At 47.8% G+C, this 24,112-nt stretch carries 19 protein-coding genes; 8 read left to right on the top strand and 11 right to left on the bottom strand.

Going from position 1 to position 24,112, the window contains the following annotated elements:
- Positions 1 to 23 precede the first annotated feature (23 nt).
- Positions 24 to 548, top strand: coding sequence for a GNAT family N-acetyltransferase (locus QFZ77_RS06255; RefSeq protein WP_373462569.1), 525 nt, complete (start codon positions 24 to 26; stop codon positions 546 to 548).
- On the opposite strand, the gene QFZ77_RS06250 is transcribed toward QFZ77_RS06255, so the two are convergent.
- Genes QFZ77_RS06250 through QFZ77_RS06240 form a run of 3 tightly spaced genes read right to left on the bottom strand, consistent with a single transcriptional unit; the run spans position 537 to position 3,010 of the window.
- Positions 537 to 848: a 4a-hydroxytetrahydrobiopterin dehydratase gene (locus QFZ77_RS06250; RefSeq protein ID WP_307437601.1), complete on the bottom strand. Its 312-nt coding sequence runs from the start codon at positions 846 to 848 to the stop codon at positions 537 to 539. The genes QFZ77_RS06255 and QFZ77_RS06250 overlap by 12 nt on opposite strands.
- Before the next feature lie 20 nt (positions 849 to 868).
- Entirely contained in the window at positions 869 to 2,677 is a 1,809-nt protein-coding gene (recQ, locus tag QFZ77_RS06245; protein WP_307437600.1) for a DNA helicase RecQ, read from the bottom strand.
- Between the two features lie 39 nt (positions 2,678 to 2,716).
- On the bottom strand, positions 2,717 to 3,010 hold the full coding sequence (locus tag QFZ77_RS06240) for a hypothetical protein (protein ID WP_307437597.1): 294 nt from the start codon (positions 3,008 to 3,010) through the stop codon (positions 2,717 to 2,719).
- 213 nt (positions 3,011 to 3,223) lie between these two features.
- Here QFZ77_RS06240 and QFZ77_RS06235 point away from each other — a divergent pair, with 213 nt between their 5' ends.
- The gene (locus tag QFZ77_RS06235; RefSeq protein WP_307437595.1) at positions 3,224 to 4,822 is read left to right on the top strand and encodes an SWIM zinc finger family protein; all 1,599 of its coding nucleotides are present in this window, start codon (positions 3,224 to 3,226) and stop codon (positions 4,820 to 4,822) included.
- Positions 4,810 to 7,683, top strand: a complete 2,874-nt coding sequence (locus tag QFZ77_RS06230; RefSeq protein WP_307437592.1) for a DEAD/DEAH box helicase — start codon at positions 4,810 to 4,812, stop codon at positions 7,681 to 7,683. The genes QFZ77_RS06235 and QFZ77_RS06230 overlap by 13 nt, the downstream gene beginning before the upstream one ends.
- Positions 7,684 to 8,040: 357 nt before the next feature.
- Here QFZ77_RS06230 and QFZ77_RS06225 read toward each other — a convergent pair whose 3' ends face one another.
- Entirely contained in the window at positions 8,041 to 9,228 is a 1,188-nt protein-coding gene (locus QFZ77_RS06225; protein ID WP_307437588.1) for an EAL domain-containing protein, read from the bottom strand.
- A 204-nt stretch (positions 9,229 to 9,432) separates the two neighbouring features.
- Here QFZ77_RS06225 and QFZ77_RS06220 point away from each other — a divergent pair, with 204 nt between their 5' ends.
- The 3 genes from QFZ77_RS06220 to pyrH all read left to right on the top strand — a co-directional run bounded on the left by QFZ77_RS06220 (position 9,433) and on the right by pyrH (position 14,728).
- Positions 9,433 to 12,315, top strand: a complete 2,883-nt coding sequence (locus tag QFZ77_RS06220) for an ATP-binding protein (RefSeq protein WP_307437585.1) — start codon at positions 9,433 to 9,435, stop codon at positions 12,313 to 12,315.
- Positions 12,316 to 12,490: 175 nt separating this feature from the next.
- A complete protein-coding gene (locus QFZ77_RS06215) occupies positions 12,491 to 13,816 on the top strand; it encodes an MFS transporter (protein WP_373462568.1) in 1,326 nt (441 codons plus the stop codon).
- Positions 13,817 to 13,993: 177 nt separating this feature from the next.
- Entirely contained in the window at positions 13,994 to 14,728 is a 735-nt protein-coding gene (gene pyrH, locus QFZ77_RS06210) for a UMP kinase (RefSeq protein WP_307437582.1), read from the top strand.
- Between the two features lie 85 nt (positions 14,729 to 14,813).
- On the opposite strand, the gene QFZ77_RS06205 is transcribed toward pyrH, so the two are convergent.
- Complete coding sequence (locus QFZ77_RS06205; RefSeq protein WP_307437579.1) at positions 14,814 to 15,704, bottom strand: GNAT family N-acetyltransferase; 891 nt, start codon at positions 15,702 to 15,704, stop codon at positions 14,814 to 14,816.
- A 211-nt stretch (positions 15,705 to 15,915) separates the two neighbouring features.
- Positions 15,916 to 16,719, bottom strand: coding sequence for a helix-turn-helix domain-containing protein (locus QFZ77_RS06200; RefSeq protein WP_307437576.1), 804 nt, complete (start codon positions 16,717 to 16,719; stop codon positions 15,916 to 15,918).
- An 89-nt stretch (positions 16,720 to 16,808) separates the two neighbouring features.
- Between QFZ77_RS06200 and QFZ77_RS06195 the strand changes: the two genes are divergently transcribed.
- A complete protein-coding gene (locus QFZ77_RS06195; RefSeq protein ID WP_171649611.1) occupies positions 16,809 to 17,258 on the top strand; it encodes an SRPBCC domain-containing protein in 450 nt (149 codons plus the stop codon).
- 50 nt (positions 17,259 to 17,308) lie between these two features.
- Here the strand turns inward: QFZ77_RS06195 and QFZ77_RS06190 are convergent, their stop codons facing one another.
- From QFZ77_RS06190 to QFZ77_RS06170, 5 genes are all read right to left on the bottom strand, one after another.
- Entirely contained in the window at positions 17,309 to 17,548 is a 240-nt protein-coding gene (locus QFZ77_RS06190) for a DUF6713 family protein (RefSeq protein ID WP_307437572.1), read from the bottom strand.
- Between the two features lie 23 nt (positions 17,549 to 17,571).
- Complete coding sequence (locus tag QFZ77_RS06185) at positions 17,572 to 18,561, bottom strand: acrylyl-CoA reductase family protein (protein ID WP_307437568.1); 990 nt, start codon at positions 18,559 to 18,561, stop codon at positions 17,572 to 17,574.
- Between the two features lie 647 nt (positions 18,562 to 19,208).
- A complete protein-coding gene (locus QFZ77_RS06180) occupies positions 19,209 to 20,786 on the bottom strand; it encodes a UDP-glucose--hexose-1-phosphate uridylyltransferase (protein WP_307437564.1) in 1,578 nt (525 codons plus the stop codon).
- Positions 20,787 to 20,851: 65 nt separating this feature from the next.
- Complete coding sequence (galE, locus tag QFZ77_RS06175) at positions 20,852 to 21,838, bottom strand: UDP-glucose 4-epimerase GalE (protein ID WP_307437561.1); 987 nt, start codon at positions 21,836 to 21,838, stop codon at positions 20,852 to 20,854.
- A 1-nt stretch (position 21,839) separates the two neighbouring features.
- The gene (locus QFZ77_RS06170; protein WP_307437556.1) at positions 21,840 to 23,021 is read right to left on the bottom strand and encodes a galactokinase; all 1,182 of its coding nucleotides are present in this window, start codon (positions 23,019 to 23,021) and stop codon (positions 21,840 to 21,842) included.
- 233 nt (positions 23,022 to 23,254) lie between these two features.
- On the opposite strand from QFZ77_RS06170, the gene QFZ77_RS06165 reads away from it, so the two are divergent.
- The gene (locus QFZ77_RS06165) at positions 23,255 to 24,112 is read left to right on the top strand and encodes an AraC family transcriptional regulator (RefSeq protein ID WP_307437554.1); all 858 of its coding nucleotides are present in this window, start codon (positions 23,255 to 23,257) and stop codon (positions 24,110 to 24,112) included.

Raw genomic sequence — 24,112 nt, 5'->3', positions numbered from 1 at the left:
ACCTCCAACCAATAGATGAAAGGATGATAACTACGAACAATATGATGCATGAAAGCCTACCATGGCGCGTCGTTCCCCTTACTGAAGCGAATTGCCATGAACTTTGCACTTGGAAGTATTCGCCTCCATACGATTTATACAATTGGTCTCCATGGGAGACTATGCTTCGTGAACAAGCTGAATTCGCCGACCCGCAAATTCGAGCAGAGCAATATCGAGCTGTCGTGGATGAAAACGGAATATTGTCTGGGTTCGTTCAATTCTTCCCCATTGTTGGGGTGACACGTTTAGGACTAGGACTTCGACCGGATCTTTGCGGGAAAGCGAGCGGAATCGGTACCCAATTCGTCCATCTTCTTGTTCAAGAGGCCCAGCGCCGGACGCCCCAGCAGGAGATTGATCTAGAAGTTCTCGTCTGGAACGAACGTGCGATCCAGACGTATGAGAGAGCTGGTTTTACGATTACAGACACATATAATAAGTGGACTCCGACCGGAATGGCTGACTTTCACTGCATGGTATATAACGGACCGAGCTTAATCTGGTGATCCACTGCCAGTAGTAATGTCAGCAAAAGCCTGATCAAATTTAGCTGCGGATTCGAAATCCAAATCAGTTAAGCCGCCTGCATGCCAGGAGGTAAGTCGCAGCGTGACCATCTTATAATCGATGGCGATCATAGGGTGATGATTATCGGCTTCTGCTATGCTGGCAACCTCATTCACGAAGTCTATGCCCTGCATAAAAGAAGTAAATCGATATTTACGCACAATCCATTTGTGATCGTCTGTCGTCCAGCCAGTCACCTCCGCAAGCTTCTGATCAATGTCAGTGTTCCCAAGCTTCACCCATGACCACTCCTCTGATTTCAATCAAAATCATAGGCGACCGCACCCAATTCTCCCTCTCCCGCATACGTGCGAAGGAGGTCCAGGAACGGCTTCCCGTAGTTTCGGTATTTCACCTCGCCGACACCTTTGATTCGCAGCATGGCGGATTCCGATGTCGGACAAATCTCACTCATTTCACGTAGCGTGCTGTCCGAGAAAATAATATACGGCGGCACCTTCTCACGTGCAGCAATTTCCCGACGAAGCAGGCGAAGCTGCTCGAACAAGGTGTTATCGATAGCGGCAGCCTTAACCTGCTGCTTACGCACCTTCTGGTTGACCTGCAGCTTCCCTTGAAGCACTTCGGCTGCGGGCTGCATCAGCTTCACAACTGGATATTGACCATCCGATAACTGCAAAAACCCTTCTGAAATCAGCACGTTGATGAGATCAGAAATTTCCTTCTCCGGCAAATCTCGCATAATGCCATGGGTCGGCAGACGATCGAAGCGATAGTCGACAATCTTCTTCGCTTTCGAGCCTTTGAGCACGGAGGCGACCATCGAGATGCCGAAGCGTTCCCCCATCCTGCGGATGCAGGAGAAAATCTTCTGCGCTTCGACGGTGATATCCACCGTATCGCGATCATCTTTGCACGAGCTGCAATTGCCGCAAGTATCTTTAATATTGGTTTCATCAAAATAGTGCAGAATGACGTTGCGCAAGCATCGTGGCGAATAGCAAAAGTCGATCATCGTCTGCAGCTTCTTGTACTCATTCGCTTTACGCTCCGGCGAGAGCTGATTCTGCTCGATCAAAAACTTCTGCGTCATAATATCCTGCGCGCTAAACAGCAGGATACACTCACTCGGCTCTCCATCACGACCAGCGCGACCGGCTTCTTGGTAATAAGCCTCCATATTTTTCGGCATATTGTAGTGAATGACATACCGGACGTTGGACTTATCGATGCCCATCCCAAAAGCGTTCGTCGCGATCATCACGCGAATATCATCGTATAGAAACGCCTCCTGCATGTAGGAGCGTTCCTCATCGGTTAGACCGGCATGGTACTTCCCTGCGGCGAAGCCTTTTTTGCGTAACGTTTCATATAGTTCTTCAACATCCTTACGCGTAGCGGCATAAATAATACCAGGCTGATGCGTATGTTCTTTCACATAATTCTGAATGTAATCCCGCTTATTCTCACCTCGCAGAATCGTCAATTCCAGATTATCACGTGAAAAACCATTGACGAATATGCCCGCTTGATCCAAATCAAGCAGTCTCGCAATATCGGCTGTTACCTCGGCAGTAGCTGTAGCTGTGAAGGCTGCGACAATCGGGCGATTAGGCAGCTCACGAATGAACGGAGCAATCGACACATAGCTCGGGCGAAAATCATGCCCCCATTGCGAAACGCAGTGCGCTTCATCAATGGCCACTAGCGGAAGATTCAGCGCTGACATTCGAGCACGAAATCGTTCCGACTCTAAGCGCTCTGGCGCGATATACAGCAGTTTATATTTGCCCTGCATGGCGCCTTGCATCCGCTGTTCTACTTCTTTAGCTTCCAGCGTACTGTTAATGAAAGTTGCCGGAACACCTAGCACACTTAACGCATCCACTTGGTCCTTCATCAAGGAGATGAGCGGTGAAATAACCAGCGTCACTCCCTCCATAAGCATGGCAGGCACTTGATAACAGATCGATTTACCTCCGCCCGTCGGCATAATGCCTAGCGTATCTCGACCTTCAAGCAGATTCGTAATGATATTCTTCTGGCCCTCGCGAAATTCCGGGTATCCATAAACTTGTTGTAAAACCTTCCTTGCTCCATCCAGCATAACTTCCATACACCTTTCTATATCACACTTCTGCCTTATTTAGACCAAATAGATGACGGAAACCAACTTCTCCCCGTCATGAACCTTCAGCACGTGATTATTCGGATCATGGCGAACGGATCCCGCTCCGATCTGCATCACAGGTGCGTTTCCTAATCCGTAAAAAATATCGTCAGCCAGCGTTCGCAGGCATTCTTCTTGTTCGTCCTTATCAAGCTCCAGCCAGTCGTCTGCATTCATTTCCAACAGCTCATAAAATCCATCAACCAACTCAATGCCACGCACGAAATCAGTGACAATGTCCTTATATTCCCTGCCAAATTTTATGCCCACCCTCGCAGTCTCCCTTCAAAAGCATTTCGTATAGCTTCACTTTATCATATTATAGTCAGGAATGCAGGGTTAACCCCTTTTACCCCGATGAAAACTTATTTTCTGATGTGTAAAAAAAACCCCTTTGGCATAAACTGTGGAAATGGGCAATTTCGGGAAAAATCTGTTACTATGGAAGAAGGAATGTACCGCTCGGAGGGTAGGAAAGCACACATGCTGAAACTGCAGATTCCCAAAAATCGAATGAACTACCTAATCAAGCAAATCCCGCTTCATTTCGACGCCGTCGTTCTGGAGCAGGGCTGGGAGTATTACCATAAAGGTCGTGTGACCGAAGTCGATCTGAAAGGCATGAACGTTCAGGCGACCGTCGCAGGCAAAAAAATACTGAACACGATGCTTAATTTAGAAAATTTCGCCACTAGCGAGTGCAGCTGCTCCTATGATGGCTTTTGTAAACATATCGGTGCCACTTTCTTCAGCTTGTATGCACCTTATGGACGTCCGGAACTACTGCTTCAACAGTTAAAACAACAAATACACACACGGAAAAAGCCCGCACGCGGGGCAGCTTTGATACAGGAACGCAAAGCCGCTGCAGCTGCACAGGCCAACGTGCCTCTTGAAGAGGCTATGCCAGTAGATTGGCATCGCTTTTTTGAAGGGAAATTCCATGGATTCTCCATTTCTCATCAGCACTCGATCGAAACCTTCTACGATTCAGCACTGGAGTCCCTGCCCGGCTATGCGGCAAATTGGAGAAGTTCAACCCGCGAGCTCTATATGTTCCATATCGTGCTGTTCATGATGCGGAAAATTGAACAATTTTATCAAGAAACGAAAAGCTCCTACCTGTCTTACTATCACGAGAACGGCTGCAAAATTGCCGCAAAAAATTGTGAGGATAAGCTGGTTGAATTCGTGGAACGAACAGATGTGAATATCTCTTTCGAGGCGGAACCCAAACATTGGCTATCCACCATGAAAATGCTTGGAGAATTCGCTCTGCAGGGCAAGGATAGTCCGATTGATTGGCTGTTTGTGTATCGCTTCATTTGGTGGAAACTGACGAATCATTCTGCGGCTCAGAAAGAGGAAATCCAGCGTCTCGAGGCACTTCTCACGAAGAAGGACCTCTTAGCTCGAAAGAAGGATACACTTCTGGCGGCAAGAGCGCATTTTGATATTATGCAGGGGGACATGGATCGCGCTTTCGAGCGTCTTGGTCAGCTCACTCATCCCAATGCGAAGGATTACTTCCTTTACCTGAATTATTATTCCAACGATAAACAGTGGAACAACATGCTTGTTTGGCTCCGTTGGCTGTTCACGTCGATTAGGAATGCAAATCACGATGATTTCCGGACCTTCTGCCAATACTGGCTCGATACGACCAAGCATCTAGAATCTGATAGCGAATGGGTGCAGGTGATGGAGTCCCTACTGCCTCGTTCCTATTACTATTACACGGCATATTTATTGCAAACGAAACGGTATCGGCAGTGGGTGGACTTGCAATTGGCAAACCGAATATCACCGCTGAGCTTATATGGCACGGAGCTTAAAGCGATTGAAGAGCATGATTCGGCTTTACTCCTCCCCCTCTATCACCAAGCGGCCGAACGGGCTGTTCTGGAGAAAAATAGGGCTTCCTATAAGACAGCTGTTCGACTGCTTAAGAAACTGCACGGCATTTATAAACAATTAGGCCAGGACGACCGCTGGGAGCACTACGTATATCGATTAGCGGATAAGTTCTCACGCTTGCGTGCTTTCCAAGAAGAGCTCAAGAAAGGAAAATGGATTCGATGATCGAAACCAGCGCGCTGACAGTTCACGTTAGCTCCATACCTAATGGTTCTTTATTTCTATGGGGTACCCGCGAGAACGGCGGCATTTGGGATGCTCTTGATTTGAAAAATATGTTGTTCGCCTGGCATCGCGCCTCTTTTTTCGGCACGTTCATGGAGCCCAGCGAGTGGCAAAATCGGGAAGGCATCGAGCTGCAACCGCTCGATGCGCTCGATTATTTCAGCGATCCACAGCCTGTGCAGCATCTACAGCTTAGCTGGCATCAGGACTGTGCGGATTTGATGCGCCTTGCTCCGGCTGTTCGAGAAGCGTTGGCGTCCGGTAGTTTCATGCCGGACTATGAAAAGTGGAAAGCCGGCGAAATCGGCTGGAAGCTGCAGCTTCCTGAGGAACTGCAGGCATTAGAATCACCAGCCGTATCGCGCTGGATTCATGCGCTGATTCCTGAGTGGGTGGACGCAGACGGCCTCATGAAAGATAATCTGCGCAAGCTCGAAGCAGCGCATCCTCTAATGCGCCGCGGTGAGATCGGCGCTGATCTATGGCTCGACGAGGAGGATTGGCTCGTCGCCATTGGTTGGCGCCAAGACCGGTCGCCCATGCGGACCTGTCTGCAGCTCGTGGAGCCGGACCTGGCGCACGGCGCGGGCTGGCAGCTGCGCGTGCTGCTGCAGGACCGGCTTGCGCCGGAGGTGCTGCGCACGGTGACGCCCAGCGGCGAGCCGGTCGTTGGTGAGCTGCCGCTGCCGGAGGCGTGGCAGCCGGAGCTTGGCCGCGTAGAACGTGACGCGGCGAAGTGGGTACGCATCCTGCCGTGGCTGGATGCGGAGGAAGGCGGACTCCGTCAGACGTTGACGGAGGAAGAGGCTTGGCGCTTCCTCGCAGAGGGAAGCGTGCGGCTTGTTGAGGCCGGAACGAGCGTGTTCCTGCCGGCCTGGTGGGAGCGCATCCGCAAGATGAAGCCGAAGCTGCGCGCGAAGATCAAGTCTTCCGTCGGTTCTGGACGGGAGACGATGTTCGGGCTGACCCAGCTGATGCAGTTTGACTGGAAGCTGGCTGTGGGGGATTTGGAGCTGACAGAAGAGGAATTCCGGCAGCTTCTGGAGGAAAAGCGCAAGCTGATCCAGATTCGCGGCAACTGGATTCAGCTCGACCCGCTGTTCATGGCACAGGTCGAGCAGATTATGAAGCAGGTGCAGAAGAAGCAGGGCCTCTCCTTCCGCGATGTGCTGGAACTTCACTTCGCGGGCGATGCCGGCGGGCTGCTGCCGTCTGAGGATGACCCCGAAGCGATGCGCTACATCGAGATGGAGGTAGAGCTGAACGAACAGCTGCGCCACATGGTCGATCAGCTCACACAGGCGGAGTCAATTCCGACGATACAGCCGCCGCCCAGCTTTCAAGGATCGCTGCGCCACTATCAAGTGGACGGTATCTCTTGGCTGTTGTTCCTGCGCCGTTTCGGCCTAGGCGGCTGTTTGGCCGATGACATGGGTCTCGGGAAGACGATCCAATGGATTACGTATTTACTTACGGTGAAAGAGAACGAGAAGCCTGATACACCTTCCCTTTTGGTATGTCCGACGTCCGTGCTGGGGAACTGGCAGATGGAGCTTAAGCGTTTTGCGCCGTCGCTGAAGGTTCATCTTCACTATGGCCCTCAACGATTAAAGGGACCTGCTTTTAATGAAGAAGTCGTTGGCAAGGTTGACTTAGTTTTAACATCCTATACGCTTTCCCATCTGGATGAGGTTGAGCTAGGCTCTATTGCCTGGAACTCCATCTGTTTGGACGAAGCCCAAAATATAAAAAATGCTTATACGAAGCAAGCTTCCGCTATTCGCCGACTCGATGGTTACCATCGCATAGCGTTAACGGGAACACCGATTGAGAATCGGCTCACGGAGCTGTGGTCGATCTTTGATTTTGCGAACCCGGGCTATCTGGGCACAGTTCGCGAGTTCACGCACCGCTATGTGAATGCCATCGAGAAGACGCGCGATAGCGAGACGATCGGCAAGGTACAGAAGCTGATCCGCCCTTTCCTGCTGCGCCGCGAGAAGAAAGACCCTGCAATTCAGCTCGATCTGCCGGAGAAGAACGAGTCGAAGACGTTCATTTCACTTACCGCCGAGCAGGGCTCGCTGTATGAGAACTACATCCAAGACATGTTCGATCGTCTGGATAAGCTCTCCGCTATGGAGCGGCGAGGTCTCATTCTCGCCGCTCTGACGAAGCTGAAGCAGGTGTGTAATCACCCTGCTTTGCTGCTCAAAGAAGGCATCCACGCGCCATGGAGCGGACGCTCTAACAAGCTGGAGCGCCTGCTCGAGATGGTGCAAGAGCTGCGCCAAGAGGGCGACAAATGCTTGATATTCACGCAATTTGTGGAGACGGGCAACCTGCTCCAGCATGTGCTGCAGCAGGAGCTTGGCGAGAAAGTGCTGTTCCTTCACGGCGGAACACCGAAGAATGGGCGCGATGAGATGATCGCGCACTTCCAAGACGTCAGCCAGCCTGTCGACGAGCAGCGGAATGTGTTCATTCTTTCGCTGAAGGCCGGCGGCATCGGGCTCAACCTGACGGCGGCGAATCATGTGTTCCACTACGATCGCTGGTGGAACCCCGCCGTCGAGAATCAAGCGACGGATCGCGCCTTCCGTATCGGCCAGACGCGCCATGTGCAAGTGCACAAATTCGTGACGCTGGGCACGCTTGAGGAGCGCATCGATGAGATGATCGAGCGCAAGCTAGGCCTCAGCCAGCAAATCGTCGGCTCCGGCGAGAACTGGATCACCGAGCTGTCGACCGACGAGCTGCGCGATTTGTTCTCGCTGCGCCGCGAGTGGGTCGAAGCTTAGGAGTCTGGGGGTTCGGGGTTTAGCCACAACGCCTCATATACGTTTGTCAGAATCCTGCATAGTTTTGTGCAGGATTTCTTTTTGCCTGAATGTAACCACTAATCATCCAAGCATCTTGCCACCCAATCAGCCAATGTTAGCTCGTTCGTTGAGTTTTTAGATTAGTAGGAATAGCTATATCTCTGGGTCCGAGTCTGGGCTCGGAGATCTGGTCGGTTAATGTTTTGCTCCAACACAAAAAAAGGCCACCTGGGGTAACCTCTCACAAGACACTCATTTTGACGTACTATCTTATTCCCACTCTCTGCCACGTACTCTCTCAAACACTCTCTCTCATTCTCTTATAAATCTCTCAAATCAAATCATCAAATCTCCAAACAAATAAAAGCCCTCTCCTAACGCACAGGAATAAGTCTGGATCTCATGCGAGGTATCCAGGTCCGTGTAAGCTTGGGATAGAATCCCTTGTTTTTGCAGGTTCATCATCATAATGTTGGAGATGAAATAGGGCCTCCACGTCCAGTTTGCCCCGCGATAGCTCTCATCTTTGCTCCATGCTTCGTCTTTGCGGCTGTAGTTGGACGAGATTTGGTAGCCGTCCTCCCGACATATGTACATACGTATACAGTTTTCCGACACGTTGCTAATGATATTTTCGATGACGCGATCTGCATCTTCAGCTGTTGATATACAGGCAGAAGAATGGATAAGCAAATCTAGACTTTGATGAATGGTCAAAAGGCGGCTATAGCGCCCAAGTTCATCGTTACCAAAGAGTTTCATTTCCTCTTTGAGCATAGACTTGAAGGCATCCCGGCGCTGCAACTGCGGTTCAGCTTTGGAGAAGAGATAGCCCTGTACATACCTTGCTCCGATTTGAAGAGCACTGCGAAGTTCTTGCTTCGTTTCTACCCCTTCGACAAGCAGGGAAGCCCCCATTTGAGCCGCTAGAATGGAAAAGGATTGCATCAGCGCTTTGTAGCCGGCATGGACCGCGCTTTTTTTCAAAATATTAAGATCGATCTTCAATATCTTCGGTTGTAGACTGGCGATTCGGTCGAAATTGCTAAACCCGCTGCCCACATCGTCAATGGCAATCGTACAGCCGAATTCTCGATATAATTCTACAATTTGCGTCAGCTCATGAAGCTTCCCTGTGAATTCCTCTTCGGTAATTTCGATCACGATACGCGCTGGATCTATTTGATATTTCCTTAATAGCTCGATAGTTGGCAGCACGCCTGTGCGCTTATAGGTTTGATAGATCCATGAAGGTTTTAAGTTAATGAATAAGGAACTCTCATCTTGAGCCGAAGCTAGCTGTTCAATCGCCCGCTCCCTCAATTGCCGATCAATATGAAGCTGCATGTCTTCGGGAATGTCAGGATTTTTGAAAAAAGGCCCCAAACTTTCGACACTACCTTCCCGAATTCGTCTTCCCAGTGTTTCGTAACCGATGATTTCTTGGCTCTGAAATGAAAGTATCGGTTGGAAGAATGGACGTACTTCGTGTAGTGGCGGAATCCTGCTGTCTTTTACCTGCACTGTGCGCCCTCCTCAAGCAAACTTCGACGATCTTAAACTTAACATCAATCGTGTAATGAATCATATTTTAAACGACATTTCTATATCTTGCAATCTATTGATGGAAGAAAACATAACATGATCGTTTTTAAAAGGAATTTGTTGACTCATGTCGAATTTTTAGTACATCCTTTCATCCTATTAGAATCTAGGTGACCGATTGCTATGAAGTCATTCACGAGATCTCGGATCTCCATGCTATACGTTATTTTAATCGTTATTTTATTAGCCTTTGTGAGTGTCTCCAACTTTATTGCTTCTCGCAATATGGAAAGGGAAAGCGATGCGATCGTGCACGATTCCATTCCGATTTCAATCACAACGAACAGCCTGCTTAAAGATTTAATTAACCAAGAAACGGGTATCCGTGGATTTGAATTATCAGGTAATGAGCAATACCTGGAGCCCTATACGTCTGGTAAAAAGCAGCTGGAAGTTGATCTGAACACGATCAACCAATACGATAAAAAGTACCCAACTTTACAACTTATCATGGACACGCAAGCCATTCCAGCCATTAATAATTTACAAAAGTATTTTGACACACAATACGAATTGGTGAGCACTGGTAAAACAGAAGAGGCGAAAGCTCGCGTAGCGTCCGGCAAAACGATGATGGATCGCTACCGAGTTGTTCATGTAAGCATCGAAAAGGCCATAGAACAAATCACGTCAGATGCCTACACAGCTTCCCTTAAAGCCGGTAAAACCTCTCGTACGATTACAATGGTCGGAAGTATTATTGCCTTAATTGCAGGTGGTCTGTCCATTTTCATTTCCTATCGAGCCTATCATGCTGAAGAAGAGATTCGTAGAAGCGAGGAAACATATCGCTATATGGCTGAGAGCTTGGAGACGCAGAATGAGGAAATTATGGCCCAGCAGGAGGAGCAGCAGATCACACTCGCGAAGCTATCCGAACGAGAAAGGGATTTGGAACTCATCTCGTCCTATCAGGAAAAGCTTACAGGTTACGTGAAGTTGAAAGATTTCTTGAAGCATACGCTGCCAGCCCTGCTCAATTCATTATCGCAGGATGCGGCTCTGGTCGTCATAGAACGCCACGCAGAGGACTCTTCCTCTTATGAAGTCATTCATTCCATTGGTTATCCGAAAGAACATATTAATTTGAATCAGAGAGAGCTTTTTGGGCCGGCTAGGCGTGTTTTCGATGAAGGGACACCTATTATTCATACACGAGATGTATTCGGTCATGAACAAGGTGTCCATGGGGGAATGACACGGGCTATCGATCAATATGTCCCACTCTTGGATGATAAACAGAAGGTTATTGGTTTCTTGCTGCTAACGAGCTATCAAAGTTCCCTCTTTCAAGAAAATAACCAACGATTGACCAAAGGTTTAGTTCGTCAGTTCGGACTCGCCTTCTACGCGCAGGTTATGAACGACGAGAGGCTGGGGCAAGCAGCCAGCTTAGCAGAGCTGAATGATCAATTAACAACGGAGAAGCAGTTCATCGAAGCGCAGCGCGATCTGATTCAAAATATTTTGGAATCCGCACATGAGGGTATGATGATGTGTGATTCACAAGGTACAATCCTGTTCTCCAATCATCGAATGAATCAGTATTTCAGTTTAAACGAACGAATAAGTGAGAACCTGGTCGATAGCAGTCACGAAATAGCTGCCGATTCTCCGAGCTTTATTGGCGTCGCTTCATCCATTGAAGCGTTGATCGATGGCTCACTGTCAAATCTCACACAACGTTTTAGTTTCGAGCTCGAAGGTCAGGTCCAACATGCGGAGCTATATGCGACCGTAGTAAGTGAAGATACCGAACAGCAAGGCTACTTATTCGTATTTCGTGATCGCACCGAAGAAGAGCGTATTGATGAAATGAAGAATGAGTTCATTAGCATTGTATCCCATGAGCTGCGAACTCCCCTTGCCAGTGTGCTTGGTTTTATCGAGATATTGCTGCATCGGGATCTTTCACAAGAGAAACAAAAGAAATACATGGAAACCATTTACAAAGAAGCACATCGCTTATCGAATTTAATCAACGATTTTCTTGATTTGCAGCGAATGGAGTCAGGTCGACAACTGTATCATTTCTCCCCTGTCAATCTGCTGCCTACTGTACAAGAAATCGCTGAGCAGTGGCAGGATAAACATAGCCATCGTATTCTCATTCATCAGCAAGAAGCAGAACTATGGGTACGAGCCGATGCTGATCGTATTCGTCAAGTATTCGACAACCTGATCAGCAATGCGATTAAGTACTCGCCAGGAGCAGATCGCATTGATATTCATATAACTGTCGACCAAGGTAAAATTACCATAGCGATACAAGACTACGGACTCGGCATACCAGAGGAAGCCCGTAATCAAATGTTCTCCAAGTTCTTCCGTGTCGACAACTCGGACCGTCGCCAAATTGGCGGTACCGGCTTAGGTCTCGCAATTGTAAAAGAGATTGTTGAAGGACATAACGGACATATCTCCTATACTTCTGAGATGGGGCAAGGTACGACATTCCGCATTGAGTTCGACCAATATGAGATTTCTGCCATGGATGGTCAAATTGTTATTTTCGAAGATGACGATAATCTGGCCAAATTAATTCAAGTTGCACTGAACAAATTGGGGCTCCCTTCCATGCAGCTTCGTTCTGCTGAGGAGGGCATTATCGCGCTTAATCGCTGTAAAGGCGAGGGACCGATTCTGTTCATCGTCGATATTCATCTAGAAGGCGCTAAGACAGGTTGGGATTTCATCGCTGATTTATACCGTCATCCGGTGCACTATCAGACTCCTGTTATCGTTTCAACAGCGCTCGATCCGCCTCATGATTATCACGAGAAAGAGATTGAGAAATATCTCAAAAAGCCGTTCACAATGGAACGTCTCGTCCAGGTGGCGAAACGTCTCCTCGATAATAAGCAAAGTAATGCGTACGTTTTCCCTGCCCAAAATAAAGAGAAGCTCTCGACCACTCTACAGCGGAACGGCATCGATGTGCTTGAAATGAAAGAGAGCATAGATGTGATCGAGGTCGAAATCAAAAAGCCGCAATCGGATGCTTAACGCATCAAAGAGAGCTTTCGGTAGGCAATTCATGCAACTATTGTGTTATCCCTCTCTCTCCTTCCAATTTGATTAGAGGGAGAGTTTTTTTATTGTAAAGACAGAGGGATTTCCCGGCCTTATAGCCAATATACTAGAGAAATACCAATTGATGAGAAGGAAAGGTGTGACCCTAGTGGCAAAGCTTGAATCCGCTTCCAACCCGATGCAAGCACGTAAAGTTTGGACCCTGTTCTTCTCCTTACCGATATTCGCTTGGGCGATGTACGATTTCGCAAATACGATTTTTTCCTCCAATATCGTGACTGTATTTTATCCATTTTATTTAAAAGAAACGTTAGGCAAAAGCGAAGAATTGAATCAGATTGCAAGTACTTTCATCACTTACTCCAATGCTTTATCCAGCTTTTTCCTCGTGTTGTTGTCACCCTTATTTGGGGTATGGATTGACCGGACAGGTAAAAAGAAGGCTTACCTCGTCCCCTTCACGCTTATTGCTATCGCGGCAACTCTGCTTATGGGCGCTTCAGCCCTTTGGCACTCAGACCAGCAGTGGATGGGACTCAACACCTCCATACTAGGCGTGATTTTCTTCTTTATGGTCGCCAAATTCTTTTACAATTCCAGCTTAATCTTCTACGATTCAATGATTTCAGATCTGGGTAATGCACGTGAAATCCCCATCATTTCCGGTGTTGGCGTAGCGGTTGGTTATGTCGGTACATTAGTTGGACTTGTCGTGTTTCCATTGATCAATGGCAATCATTTTGAAAATACGTTCATCCCTAGTGCGCTTATGTTTCTGATCTTCTCTTTGCCTATTATGTTTCTTTACAAAGAGAAGACCCAGAAGCCCGTCAGCGGGAAAAAATCGCTCCTCAGCGGTTACCGTGAGATCTGGGCTACGTTCAAAGAAGCAAGAAAATACCGAGCTGCCTTCTTGTTCATGATCGCTTACTTCTTCTTTAACGATGCGATTGCCACGGCGATTGCCGTCATGGCCATTTATGCGAATACCGTTATGGGCTTCACCACGGGGCAATTCATTCTGCTCTACCTCGTTTCGACGGTATCGAGCATTATCGGTTCGTTCCTTTTCGGATATGTGGCCAGAAATATCGGTCCCAAAAGAGCGGTGACCATCGTCGCCTTCATCCTTATTATCGCGATTTCCTTAGCGGCATTTGCAACAAGTCAGAGCGTATTCTGGATTGCCGGCAGCTTGTATGGGGTATCTATGGGCGCCATGTGGGTCACATCCCGCACACTGATTGTTGAGCTAACGCCGGAAGAGAAACGCGGTCAATTCTTTGGATTATTCGCCTTCTCAGGTAAAGTGTCCTCGATCGTTGGTCCTGCTCTCTATGGTACGATTACCTGGGCGCTGGCATCATCTGGCAACCTGGCTAGCCGCGTAGCCTTAGGCTCTCTCTTGTTCCTAGTCGTGATTGGTCTGTTCGTTCATATGCGTGTGCCGCAGAAATTGCATTCCTCCTCTTAATTCGTGTACAATAACTTTTAATCATAGACGGAAGGTGTGAGGCGTATGAAGAGTCCTGTTGATATTAGAAACGCGGTCTTTTCCTATTTCTCATTCATGGAACACTAAAGCATTCGTTGCTTTAGTGTTTTTTTATGTCAATGATACAGATTTTCTCATCTGGGAGGAGAGATGGATATGCGGTACAAAAGGGTCCTAATTAAACTTAGTGGCGGGGCTGTAGCTGGAGATAGTGAGTTTGGCTTTGATCCTACGCAGCTAGATCACATTGCCAATGAGATTATGACCGTTGTCAATCTAGGTGTTGAAGTGTGCATCGTGATAGGCGGAGGTAATATTTTTCGCGGGAATATGGGCGAGAGTTGGGGAATTGAGAAGGCAGAGGCTGATAATATCGGTACGCTTGCTACCGTCATCAACAGCTTGATGCTGCGCGGTGTTCTTAAAGCGAAGAGCGAAGCTGAAGTGCGCGTCATGACAGCGATTCCGATCGCTTCTGTGGCGGAGCCTTTCATCCGACTGAGGGCCATTCATCACTTGGAAAAAGGGTACATCGTTATTTTCGCAGGCGGCAATGGACAGCCTTTCGTCACCACCGATTATCCATCGGTCCAAAGAGCCATTGAAGTCAACTGTGAGGCGATTCTCGTCGCGAAGCAGGGGGTTGACGGTGTTTTCGATAAAGACCCGAAGCACCATAAGGAAGCTCTTCAGTACAAATCACTCCACTATAACGACGTTATCCACAATAACCTCAAGGTCATGGATCAGTCCGCCTTCATTTTGGCGCGAGATTATCATATCCCCATGCATGTTTTCAACTTCGATAAGCCTGGCTCCATGAAAGAGATTTGTGAAGGTCAGAATACAGGCACGATCATCAGCGGTTCATCCGAACTCATTTTTCATTAGAAAAGTCATTCTTTGTAAAATATATAGAAAAGGATAGAACGCAGGGATTGCCTGTCGATCTATCCCTTTCTTTTTTGGGAACGTTTTAGCTGAGTAGAAGCACATAATAGTCATTCGCATTTTTCGTTTTAAAGCCACATGATTCGTATAAGCCTAACGCCTTCTCGTTTTCAACAGATACTTCCAGCTTAATGTAGCTAGCATGATCCTGTTGCTTTAATTCTGTTATTGTTTGGCTCAAAATACGCCGCCCATAGCCTTTGCCACGATACGCCGGCACTACACAAAAGCCATAGATGAATCCATTCTCTTCTGCTTCGACCATGGCTCCGACTTTACCAATGGGCTCTCTCTTCTCGCCAAGCTCCGCGATCCACGTCCGCTCTTTCGCACCAGTAATGGTTTGGGTGACATACTCTCTCGTGTCGCTCTCCGACATGTCGAACCCTGACATATTGAGCTTAACCAACAGCTCCGTATCCTGCACATCCGCCAAACGAATGACAATATTATCATTTAAATCTAAAGCTTGCGGAGTCTCTGCCTCTTGCTCTTGAAGCTCCATGACATATTCAGAAAAACTATATGCTGCGCCAAGATTCGTCAGGAAAGCTTTGCCGCTCTCCGACCCACGCTCATTAATAAAAATAAGTTTTGGAACTTCCCTGCGCCGACATTCGGCTATTGCATTTTGAACCATTTGGCCAAAAATACCTTGGCGCCGCGCCTCTGGATGCACCATTCCACTAATCTCTACTTCCGTGGACATAAAGCAATATATGGCCAAAAATCCGACAATACGGTCATTTTGGTAAAATAAAAAGTCATTCGTCACGCCAGACGGACGGTCCGATAGTGTGCTCCAATTTAGTTTAATCTCGATATGGTCATGGCTATTACAAACCTCCCAAAGCTTCCGAACTTCCTCCAGCTCCTGCGGTGACAGTCCTGCTCTTGGTAATATGCCTTGTTTCAAAATGTTGTCCTCCATCATTCTAATGTTCTTACCTGATGTCATTATACATGTCTGCACAATGGCGTGGTAAGCTAATAAATAATTTTACATAAATTTTCGTGAACATTGAACGATGTATCTATGAATTCAGGCAGAGGGGATGTTCATTCACTTGGAAGAATTATCTATCAAAAAAAAGAAGGACTGGCAGCAAGATGCCTGTCCTTCTTTCTCATACCGTCAGCCGAGCATATTCATCAGGAGTCTGGCCAATTATGGACTTGAATTCTTTGATGAAATGCGACTGGTCATGATAACCGAGATCCATGGAGAGCTTGGACCAGTTATGCCTCTGGCTTAGATCCGTCGTCTCAGCTGCATTCTGGATTCGGGCCAGCTTGATCACCCACTTGGGGCTAACTCCGACATAGTGGTCGAACAGCCGCTGCAGCGTTCTTTTATTCACATTGAAGTAATCGCAGAGGGTATCAACTTTGGTGAGATCGGGCTTCTGATTGATATGATCGATGATCTTATTGATAAAACCGACCTGTTCATCCTTTTCGGGAAGCTTGGGACGGATTATCTGCTCGATATGTGAAACCATAAGATGTTCTTCTTTTTTAGCAAAAATATTCGTCTCAAGTCGACGTGGATCTATGTCAAAAACGCTCTGGACACTCATTGGATTGTTCAGCAAACCGGAGATCGGCTGTTTCAAAAAAGGGTAAAATCCGCCAGGCTTGAATTTGACGCCAAATACGCATCCTTGGCCATGCAGATAATGCCCATACTTCTCTTTCCCTGGACCGTAGATGGCCGTTCGACCTGGTTCAACGAGGAGATTAACGCAGGGATTCGGGATAACATGCTGCAAATAAGGCTCCTGGTCGGTTAAATCCCACCTAACTATCCAGTAATGCCGGATGAAAAAGGCCAGATCTTCGGAGGGGGTATGTCGCGAAAGCTGAAATTTCTGCTCGCCTTGCTGCAGATTCATAATGCCTAGGCTGGGCTTGGAGGCTTTGGGAATCACTTCGCACACTCCTTGTCGCGTTTTTACAATACATAGGTTGTACAATCATCTATACTTAATCATATCACATACCAAAGGAGCGGAAGTATATGGAACTCAAATACGAATTTTACATTGGGGCAGGACTTAAAGAAGTGTGGGATATTCTAGTGACTCCGGAGGGTACTCGTAAGATTCTCTTTGGCAGTGTGCTTCAGTCTACTTTTGAAATAGGATCCGATTATGCTTATGTGGGGCCTGGTAATGACGGTGAGGAAACCGTTCATGTATACGGTAAGATTTTAGCTTACGAGCCGGAAAAGCTCATTAGTTGTACCGAACATGCTGGTCCATCTTACAACCCGAATCATGCGGACTTTGAATCTAGAATGACGTTGTCACTTGAGACTGTTGGGAGCTGTACAAAACTAACGTTGGTCAATGATAATTGGACACCCAACCACCCAAGCTTCGAGACTACGAAAGCAAGTTGGTGGATGATTCTGAGCAATATCAAGACACTGGCGGAGACTGGAAAGACATTGGATTTTGGTTGGTAGGGAAATGAAAAAGGAGTTAAGCTGCTTATATATGCTTAACTCCTTTATTTTTAATACTGTAGTAAAACGAAATGAATTGCCGTAAGGATTCCCATTGGATAAATAATTGTTCTAGAGAACGTATTCTTAAATCCATTACGGGGGTGCTTTTCAAAAAATAAGTGCAGGATTGCATGGATGATTAATAATAAATCTAGGATCCAAAAAGTAATAGTCTGATATTGGCTGAAAAGCAAAGAGAGTATGATTGTATAAAGAGGAAGGTGAATAAATGTGAAGAATTTATACATGAAAGAAGTACCTGCCTCCCCTTTTATAATCGGACAAGCACTCTTCCTCTGACCTTCCCTTCCAGAACCTGCTTAGCAGCCTCCGCAACTCCATCCAGCGTAACCTCTTGATAGACTGTCTGTTCCAGGTCCTTCGGCTTCAGTTCCTTCGCAATACGCTCCCACAGGGGCTTTCTAACCTCCATCTGGCAAGCAACCGAATCAATCCCTAACACATTTACACCTCGCAGGATAAAAGGAAACACCGACGCTGCGAACTCACCGCCACCTGTCAAACCACTCAGGGCAACAGAACCTCCGTACTTCATCCTGCTCAGCACATGGGCAAGGGAGTCGCCCCCTACAGGATCAACAGAGCCCGCCCAATATTCCTTATTGAGCGGCTTGCTACCAGAGGGAGCAAGCTCCTCTCGCGTTAGTACCCGCTTAGCCCCTAAGTCGAGCAGGTACTGATGATCCGCAGACTTCCCAGTGCTTGCCTCCACCTCATAACCGAGCGCTGCCAGCATGGACACGCTGCTGCTGCCCACTCCGCCAGTTGCACCGCGAACAAGCACGGGTCCCTGCTCTTTGCTTAGCCCATTCTCCTCCATCCGCTGTATGGAGAGTGCAGCGGTAAATCCCGCCGTACCCAGTATCATCGCCTCGCGATGGGTTAGTCCCTGCGGGAGCGGCACGACCCAGTCAGCCGGGACACGCGCATAAGCGCTGAATCCGCCGTAATGCCCTGTACCAAGCTCGTAACTCGTCACAAGCACCTCATCGCCTTCGCGAAACCGACGATCTGACGAAGCTACAACGGTTCCGGCCAAATCAATCCCAGGTACCATCGGATAGGCACGCACAACGCGTCCAGTCGAGCTGCAAGCTAACGCATCTTTATAATTAATGCCGGAGTATAACACTCGGATCGTCACTTCGCCTGATGGCAAGTCCACCATCGACAACTCTCTTACATTGGCTTCAAAACGCTCTTCCGTTCGCTCCACCATTAACGCCCCAAAGTTTTCCATCCGGTTTTCGCCTCCTCGATCCAAAAGGATCACATCAACTAATTTCCAACTACTTACTATTCAGTTTACTACTATCAAGCTCTGGATTCAAAAGCTAATACCGCTCCTCATTCCACGTAAATAAAAAAACCGGCATGCGCCGTCTGGTTGAGAGTGTTTATAAAGGTTGATGCAAAGCAATCTACGCCCAAGTGACGTAATACGGAAACATTCGCATACTTATCCGTGTAAAGTTGTACTTTATACAACTTTAGGCAAGCTAATCCGCGTTTTCCAACCGAATGTTGCAAAAAATACAACACTTTTAGTCTAAAATAGCTCTACAGCCTATAAAAGGGCAAAACTGTTGTATAGCATACAACATCCTGAGCTTTTCAAGAAGAAATCAAGGAAATTGTTGTACGCAGTACAACTTGCTTTTCTAATTCTCCAATTTTCCAAAAAACCAGAAGCAAAACGTTAAAAAAACATAGTTACTTGCCGATGATTATGCCTATCCATAATCTCACTTAGCCTAGCAAAAATCTGTAGCTAACTATCCTAAATAAGGTAAGGTTCATCACCTTACCCTAACCCCCAAAATATAAATTCTTATATATTAACAAAAAAACTCCCCGATCAAAGTGACCGGGGAGTTCCAACTACATTTACTGCTGCGCAAAGCCCGCAGCCGCCAAAAACCGTCCAAAAGCCGCTTGCCCGGCTTCATCACGCTTGAACACGCCTGCGTCCAGCAGCACGTCCATGAACTTGCTGCCGACTTCAGCCTGCAGCACCGCATTCACCCCGTCCTGCGGCAGCGCAGCGCCGTGCTTCGCGAGCATCGCTTCGATCCATTCCGCATGCTTATGCAGCGGATGGCTAGCCTCTTCGCGGATCTCGCGGCCGAATGCGGCTTCGCCGGTGAGGAGCTTGGCGATATCCGCCAATTCCTCCTGCAGGCGGCCTGGCAGCACCGCCAGCCCCATAACCTCAATCAAGCCGATGTTCTCCTTCTTGATGTGGTGCAAGTGCTGGTGCGGATGGAAAATCCCATCCGGATGCTCTTCACTGGTGCGGTTGTTGCGCAGCACCAGATCAAGCTCGTACTCGCCCCGTGCATTGTTGCGGGCGATCGGGGTGATCGTGTTATGCGGGACCCGCTGTCCGTCCTTCTCGCTGAAGGCGAGGACGTCCGCTTCCGCATCACTGTAGGCGCGCCAGTCTTCGAGCAGCTTGCTCGCAAGATTAAAAATCTGCTGCTTGTTGTGCCCGCTCAAGCGAAGCACTGACATAGGCCACTTGACGATAGCGGCCTTCACACCGGCAAACTCAGTATGTGAAAATGCCTTCTCACTTGGTGCTTTTTCCATCGGGAATTTATGGCGCCCGCCTTGGAAATGATCGTGGTTCAGAATAGAACCACCTACGATCGGCAGATCCGCGTTCGATCCGATGAAATAATGAGGGAACTGATCGATGAAGTCCAGCAAACGGTAGAACGTGTGCGCCGTTGTTTTCATCGGGATGTGTTTCTCATGGAAGATGATGCTGTGCTCGTTGTAATACACGTACGGTGAATACTGGAAGTACCACTTCTCACCATCCAATTCCAGCGGAATAACACGCAGATTTTGCCTCGCCGGGTGATTCACACGACCTGCGTAGCCTAAGTTGTCTGCGCATAACAGACATAAGGGATAACTGCTTTGCGGCAGTGTTTTGAGCAGGGCAATTTCCTTCGGATCTTTCTCCGGTTTGGAAAGGTTGATCGTGATTTCGAGATCGCCATACGTTGTTTCGGACAACCAGTAGGCATTTTTCTGAATGCGATCCATCCGAATATAGTTGGAATCGATGGATTGCTTGTAGAAGTAATCCGTCGCCGCCTCAACGCTCGTTGTTTTGGCAGTGTTCCAGAATTGATGCACGACCTCGGAAGGACGGGGCATGAGCAGCCCCATAATCCGTGCGTCCAGCAAATCACGGTACGTTGTCGTGTTCTCTTCCAAGAGGCCTGCCTCGAAAGCTGCATCGAGCAGCTCTTCCAGCAGTGCAACCGGACTGCTTAATTTCTCTATCGGAATTTCCCCTTGATAAGGTTCAGCAAGACCGAATAAATCAAGTAAAGCATTGCGAGAAGTATATACATCAAGTTGCTCAATCAGCCCATTTTGCATAGCGAACTGAAGGAGCCTTTCTATGGTCAACGCTGCATGCTGCGATGCTTTAACTTTCCGTTCCATGTGCCACGTTCCTTTCTACAAAACAAGCCTCTGTTCAGCTCCGTTCTGCACTGTTCTGCCTTACTCTACTCTTCGTACCCGTTCGGATGATTCTGGTGCCAGTTCCACGCGCTCTCGATAATGGATTCCAAGGAATCACGTGTTGGTTTCCAACCAAGCTCAGTTCTTGCACGCTCCGAGGAGGCAATTAGCGTTGCTGGATCACCGGCTCTACGCGGTTCGATGACGGCAGGAATCGCATGACCGGTTACTTTACGGGCGATTTCGATGACTTCTTTGACCGAGAAACCCGTACCATTGCCTAGGTTGTAAATATTGCTTTCTGCTCCGCCGCGCAGCTTCTCAACCGCAAGAACATGGGCGCTTGCCAAATCGCTAACATGAATGTAGTCGCGTACACACGAACCATCTTCTGTTGCATAGTCTTCTCCGAAAATGGAAATATGCGGCCTTTGACCAAGAGCTACTTGAAGAATGATAGGAATCAGATGCGTCTCTGGGCTATGATCCTCCCCGATTTTGCCACCGGCATGAGCCCCAGCTGCATTAAAATAGCGAAGTGATACATATTTGATGCCATGAGCAATGTCGAACCATTTCATCATTTTTTCCATAGCAAGCTTCGTTTCGCCATACGTATTTGTCGGCAGGGTGCGATCGCTTTCTAAAATAGGAATATTTTCAGGCTCACCATACGTGGCAGCCGTAGAGGAGAAGACAATTTTCTTCACGCCGTATTGCGTCATTTTCTCAAGTAAGCAAAGCGTTCCGTACACGTTATTGTGATAATATTTCGCAGGATTGGTCATGCTCTCGCCAACTAACGAATTCGCTGCAAAATGGATGATAGCATCTATACTGTTCTCAGTGAAAACCGTATCCAGAAACTCACCGTCTCGCAAATCACCTACATACAGCTTGCCCCCAAGCACAGCGTTTCTGTGCCCTTGTTGCAAATTATCAACGATAACGACTTCTTCCCCTTTGGCAACCAGCTCCGCTACCGCATGAGATCCGATATAGCCAGCTCCACCCGTTACTAGAATAGCCATTTTACAAAGCCTCCCCGAGTTGCTCGACACCATTGCCGATATCACAAACGTAGAAGCTTGGTGTCAGGCCTGTTTTTTCCGTATATTCTTTACCCACTTGATCGATAAACGTCTGTACACTGTCCTCATGAACTAAAGAAACCGTGCATCCGCCGAAACCTGCGCCTGTCATACGTGCCCCAAGTACACCCGGAACCTTCAGTGCTGCCGCAACCATTGTATCCAACTCTACCCCTGTTACTTCATAAAGATCACGAAGCGAGTCATGGGACCCGATCATCAGCTTACCGAAAGATTCAAGGTCGTTCGCTTCCAGCACCTCAATGGATTTGAGAACACGGTCAATTTCTTCAATAACATGCTGCGCTCGTTGGCGGATGGTTTCGTCTGGAATTAGATGTTTGAATTCGTTAAATTGCGCAAGGTTCAGTTGACCAAGCAAAGTGATCGAAGGAAACTGCTTTTGCAAATAGGTCACAGCCTGCTCACATTGGCTTCTTCTCTCATTGTAAGCGGAGTCTATCAGACCTCTGCGTTTGTTCGTATTCCCAATAACCAGCTTGTAGCTGCCGCTTTGAAAAGGCACATGGCGATACTCAAGCGTGTCGCACATGAGCAGAATGGCATGATCTTTTTTGCCATTGGCTACCGCGAATTGATCCATGATACCACTGTTGACGCCAACGAATTGGTTCTCTGTTTTTTGAGCGAGCAGTGCGATTTTCACGGTATCAATCGGATACTTTTCAAGTGTTAATAAGCCAAAAGCTGTAACGACTTCAATGGAAGCCGAGGACGAAAGTCCGGCACCATTCGGGATTTCACCGTGGAACAAAAGGTCATAGCCCCGCGTAACAGGGAAACCTTCTTTCGCCAAGTGAACGAAGATCCCTTTCGGATAATTGATCCAGTCGTCCTCTTCTTGATAGGACAAGTCATCTATGGAAATTTGTTTGCGAAGCACCAGGTTTGTCGATGCAAATCCAATTACACGATCTTGTCTTGGACGAATGATCAAAGTCGTTCCGAACGTTAACGCTGCCGGGAAAACATAACCGCCATTGTAATCCGTATGCTCACCGATCAAATTGACCCGACCTGGAGCATGAAAAGCTGAAATTGCCGTTGTAGAATTCCCGTAAATTTCAATAAACGTGTTTTTTAGAGCTTGCAAGTCTGCCATTCTGGCACCGCCTTTAGTGGTTTTAGAAGTGATTTTGCTCGTCATCTGAGGATGATGGAGTCGTTTATGCTTGGTATCTTTGTAACTTCAGTATACGAGAAGAACGCGTGATTGGCTATGGAGGCATGTTATTTCCACATGGAAAAATGTGATCTCAAGCTCACTACTTTTTATTAGATTTATGATAAAGTGATGGTATATGAAGATGCTTCGATCGGAGATGATGAGTAGGTATGCCAAAGTCAGAGAGCTATTACGTTGTTTCGAATCCACTGCCCTCCCAGGAGAGTGACTTAACCGTGCTGTTTGCGGGTGAGAGCCAGACCAAGCCTGAGCATCGGCTAGGCCCCAAGGTATACGACTACTATCTGATCCATTATGTGATATCGGGTAAAGGGGTATTCTCTTCTCAAGGTGAAGAGTATGAGCTTGGCGCCGGAGACAGCTTCGTCATCGAGCCTGAACAGCTCATTAGCTACGTCTCCGATGAGACAGATCCGTGGCATTATTGCTGGATCGCTTTTACAGGTACGCAGGCCGCGGCGTTGGTTGCATCAACAGGAGTGAATCCTTTGCAGCCCATTATTCATACCAAGCGCAACCGCCACATCCCCGTCCTTTTTCGCCATATTCAGCAAGCTCTAAGATCCAAACAAGCGAACGCACAGCTGAAATCCATCGGATACCTACATTTGTTACTCGGTGAATACTGTGAAATATTATCAGCATCCACATTAGCCAGCGCGGTCACAGAAGCCGAGAGTGATCGCATCGTGCAGCAAGCGATTCACTACCTGTCCACCCAATACGCCGAGCCTATTACCATTGAGCTGATGGCGGAGAGTTTGGGCTACAACCGCGCATATTTATCGCGCATGTTCAAGCGTCATACTAAAGTAACACCCGTCACGTTTCTTCTGAAACTGCGTGTGGATAAAGCTCGTCTGCTGCTTCGAGAACGGCTGGAACTCACCATCGAACAGATTGCATCATCCGTCGGTTTCTACGATCCGCTGTACTTCTCTAAGCAATTCCGACGTTGGTACGGCGTCTCGCCAAGCGAATACCGGAATCAAATCAAATCGCTTTGA

The sequence above is a fragment of the Paenibacillus sp. V4I3 genome (assembly GCF_030817215.1).
In the GTDB taxonomy this organism is placed as follows: domain Bacteria; phylum Bacillota; class Bacilli; order Paenibacillales; family NBRC-103111; genus Paenibacillus_E.
The sequence above is the reverse complement of the archived record's forward strand: the minus strand, read 5'-3'. Positions and strand labels throughout refer to the sequence as shown.